The organism is Streptomyces sp. FH025 (assembly GCF_017427025.1).
In the GTDB taxonomy this organism is placed as follows: Bacteria; Actinomycetota; Actinomycetes; order Streptomycetales; family Streptomycetaceae; genus Kitasatospora.
Genome location: NZ_JAFLNG010000738.1, coordinates 1 through 3,658 on the forward strand (window position 1 = coordinate 1; position 3,658 = coordinate 3,658).

General features: G+C 72.7%; 4 protein-coding genes. 3 read left to right on the forward strand and 1 reads right to left on the reverse strand.

Going from position 1 to position 3,658, the window contains the following annotated elements; genetic code table 11:
• Nucleotides 1-1,028: hypothetical protein (locus J0670_RS33010; protein ID WP_207815834.1), on the forward strand; the 1,028-nt coding region annotated here is incomplete at its 5' end.
• Between the two features lie 176 nt (nt 1,029-1,204).
• Nucleotides 1,205-2,368 (forward strand): serine hydrolase, encoded by a 1,164-nt coding sequence (locus tag J0670_RS33015; protein WP_207815837.1) that lies wholly within the window; start codon nt 1,205-1,207, stop codon nt 2,366-2,368.
• Between the two features lie 13 nt (nt 2,369-2,381).
• Here J0670_RS33015 and J0670_RS33020 read toward each other — a convergent pair whose 3' ends face one another.
• Entirely contained in the window at nt 2,382-3,104 is a 723-nt protein-coding gene (locus J0670_RS33020) for a cyclase family protein (protein ID WP_243437869.1), read from the reverse strand.
• Between the two features lie 212 nt (nt 3,105-3,316).
• Here J0670_RS33020 and J0670_RS33025 point away from each other — a divergent pair.
• On the forward strand, nt 3,317-3,658 hold a 342-nt coding region (locus J0670_RS33025; protein WP_207815840.1), incomplete at its 3' end, for a hypothetical protein.

A 3,658-nucleotide genomic window follows, 5' to 3' on the forward strand; every position in this document is an offset into this window, starting at 1 on the left:
TCGCCAGCCCACCCACCGCCGCCGCGCCGCAGGGCGCGCTGGTCGCCATCACCGGCGTCCAGCCCGGCGCGGGCAACACCCTCAACCTCACCACCCGCCCGGCCACCCTCGCCGAACTCCTCGGCGGCACCGAGGCGGACGGGCAGGTCCCGGTCGACGTGCACGGCATCAAGGTGACGCCGCTGGTCAAGGACCTCAAGGCGACCGTCGGCGCCGACCTCAACGGCGTGAAGGCCGACGCCTCCGGCACCCTGGGGGTCGACGTCAAGGCCCCCATCCCGCTGCCCGAGGGCGCGAGCCTGGACGCCTCAGGCTCCCTCCAGCTCCACCCGGCCGTCCACTTCGCCTACCACGGTGCCACCTCCGGCGCCCCGCGCACCGCCTCCGTCGGCTTCGACCTGGGCGCTGACGCGCACTGGAAGGTCACCGGCGACGTCGCCCGCAACACCGGCGCGGCGCCGATCCGGGTGCCCTTCGCCAAGCTCCAGGCCAGCCCGGTGCTGACCGTCGCGGGCCTGCCCGTGGTCGTCAACCTCGGCCTCACCTGCTACCTGGAGGTCAGCGCCGACGGCCAGGTCCACCTGGAGACCGAACAGGACGCCACCGGCACCTGGGCCGTCCACGCCGACTACACCGGTGGCAAGGGCTGGACCTCTGCCACCAACGCCGACACCAAGGTCTCCCCGGTTCACGTCCGCCTCAACGGCAAGGCGTCCGTGCGGGCCGCCCTGGGCGTCGAGGCCAGCGTCGGTCTGTACGACACCGTCGGCGTCGAGACCACCGTCGCCCCCTACCTGAGCGCCAAGGCCGAAGGCTCCCTCGCCGTCGACCTCCCCGGCAACGGTCCGCAGGTGCAGGGCAGTTGGGCCCTGGTCGGCGGCATCGACCTGAACGGTGCCCTCACCGCCCACCTGAAGATCTTCGGTACCCCGCTCTTCGAGAACAAGCTCCCGCTGCCGCCGTTCCACAAGGAATGGCCCCTCCTCACCGGCTCGGCCTCCCTGCCGGCCGCCCGCCCCAGCAGCTGACCACTGCAACCGGTCCCGGGAGTGGGAAGTCGGACCCGCCGACTTCCCACTCCCCCCTCGTACGGATCACCCGTGCGAATGAGGTGCTGAATCACCATCACCGGCGATGGCAGGCCGACGGGCCTCCGAGAGGATCCTTCCCGTCGCACAGAACATCCCGGAGAGGCCGACCACCGATGCCCACCACCGCCCGCGCCAGCCACCGCACCGCCCGCCGACTGGCCACCGCCCTGCTCGCGGCCGCAGCCCTGGCCGGCGGAACCGGCCCCGCCTTCGCGGCCCAGAGCAGTGCCACCGTCGCCACCACCGCCGATCGGGCCGCCCTGCAGCGGGCGCTCGACGAGGCGGTGGCCGAGGGCGTTCCGGGCGCGGTCGTCGAGCTCCGTGACGGCCGGGGTACCTGGCGCTCGGCCGCCGGTACCGCCGACCTGGTCGACGGCCGGCCCGCCGGTGCCCGGGACCGCTTCCGGATCGGCAGCGTGACCAAGACCTTCGTCGCGACGGTCGTGCTCCAGCTGGTCGCGGAGGGCAGGACCGGCCTGGACGACCCCATCGAGCGGCACCTGCCCGGCCTCGTCCCGAACGGCAGCGCCATCACGGTGCGCCAACTGCTCTCCCACACCAGCGGACTCGCCGACTTCAACGCCGAGTTGCTCGCCAAGCCCGACCCGCTCCGCACCGCCCGGACCGCCACCTACACCCCGCGCGACCTCATCGCCATCTCCACCGAACTCGGCCCGCGCTTCGCCCCCGGCACCTCCTGGGCGTACTCCAACACCAACTACGTCGTCCTCGGCCTGCTCGTCGAACACCTCATGGGCCACCGCCTCGACCAGGAGATCGACCGGCGCATCGTCCGGCCCCTGCACCTGGACGACACCTCGTTCCCGACCACCGCCGACCTCCCCGGCCCGCACCTGCACGGCTACGAGTGGGCCGACGGCCCCACCGCCCCGCCGGTGGACTTCACCACCTTCAACCCGAACGCCATCTGGGCCTCCGGCACGATGATCTCCACCGCGGGCGACCTCGACCGCTTCTACCGCGCCCTCTTCGCCGGCCGGCTGCTCCCCGCGAACCTCCTCGACCAGATGCGCACCCCGCACCCCTTCGACACCGGCCGCGCCTACGGCCTGGGCCTGGAGAGCCGCACCTACTGCGCCGACGGCACCCCGGCCTGGGGCCACAGCGGCAGCGTCGCGGGGTACGAGACCTTCAGCTTCACCACCGCCGACGGCACCCGCCAGCTCACCCTCTCCCTCAACCGCAACCTGACCGCGGCGCCCCAGGTCAACGACACCATCGGCCGCATCCTCACCCTCGGCCTCTGCTCGCGCTAGGCCGCGCTCACCGCTACCGCTCCTCGGTCGGGAGCACGGCGTAGGCGCGGACGGGGAAGGTGCCCAGGCCCTCGACGGCGGGTGGTGCGGCGTGGAAGCGGAAGCCGTTCAGGGGCAGTTGATCCAGGCCGCGCATGTGCTCCACGATGGGGATGCCCGCGGCCAGCAGGGTGGTGTGTGCGGGGCGGTCCAGGCCGTCGGTGTCGTCGATGTTCACCGAGTCGATGCCCACGAGCGCGGGCCGCTGCTCGGCGAGCCAGGCGGCGCCCTGCGCGGTGAGGAAGGGGTGGCCGCCCGCGCCGTAACGGTCGGTGCCCCAGTGTCGCGACCAGCCGGTGTGGATCAGCACCGCCCGGCCGGTGACCGGGTACGGCAGCAGCGCGTCCCGGTCGACGGCGCGGTCCTGCGCGCCGACGGTCCGCACCACCAGCCCGTCCAGGTCGACCAGCCCGTCCAGCGGCAGCCCCGCCAAGTCCGGCCCGTCGCCGAAACGGTGGAACGGGGAGTCCAGGTAGGTGCCCGTGTTCGCGACCATCGAGATCCGGCCGATGTGGAACTCGGTGCCGGGGGAGTAGTGGGCGCGCGAGGCCTCCCGCGAGAGGTGCACGCTGATCTCGGGCGCGGGCAGGCCCGGGTAGGTGACCATGCCGTGCCGGATCGGATGGCTCAGCTCGACGACCCGCCGGACCGCCCCGCCGGTGCGGTGGTTCGCGTTCTTCGTGTTCTCCGTCTCCATGCCTACGATCATCAGCGATGCCCTGCCGGAGGACAATTGGGGATCTCTGAAGCCGTACGCGGTGGTCCCGTCGCCTTCTCTTCTCCTGCTGTTCAACGACCTTGCGTTGATTGGTTGTTGTCCAGGGTCTTCGGCAACCCGCCGGTTCGTGCGGCCGGTTGCGGAGGGGTATCGGGTGCGGTTCGGAGGGGATGGGCGCGGTGTTTCCTGGCGTGGAGCTCTCGGTGGGGTACGTCTTCGCGTGGAAGGTGCGGAAGGCGCGGCTGGTCGCGGGCCGGACGAGCGGTGAGGTCGACCGGGCCCTGGAGGGCGGGATGGACCGCCTGCACGGGCTGGTGAGCCGCAAGCTGGGGCAGGACCCGGCGCTGGCGCAGGTCGAGGAGGAGGCCGGGGAGGGCCAGGCGTCCCTTTCGGACGACACCCGCCAGTGGCTGGCGCTCAGCCTGAACAACTCGGCGCGGAAGGACACGGAGTTCGCGGCGGCACTGAAGGCCGTGGTCGGGGAGGTCCAGGCCGCCGAGCGGGCGGGGGCGGCGTCCCCGTCGCGCACGAGG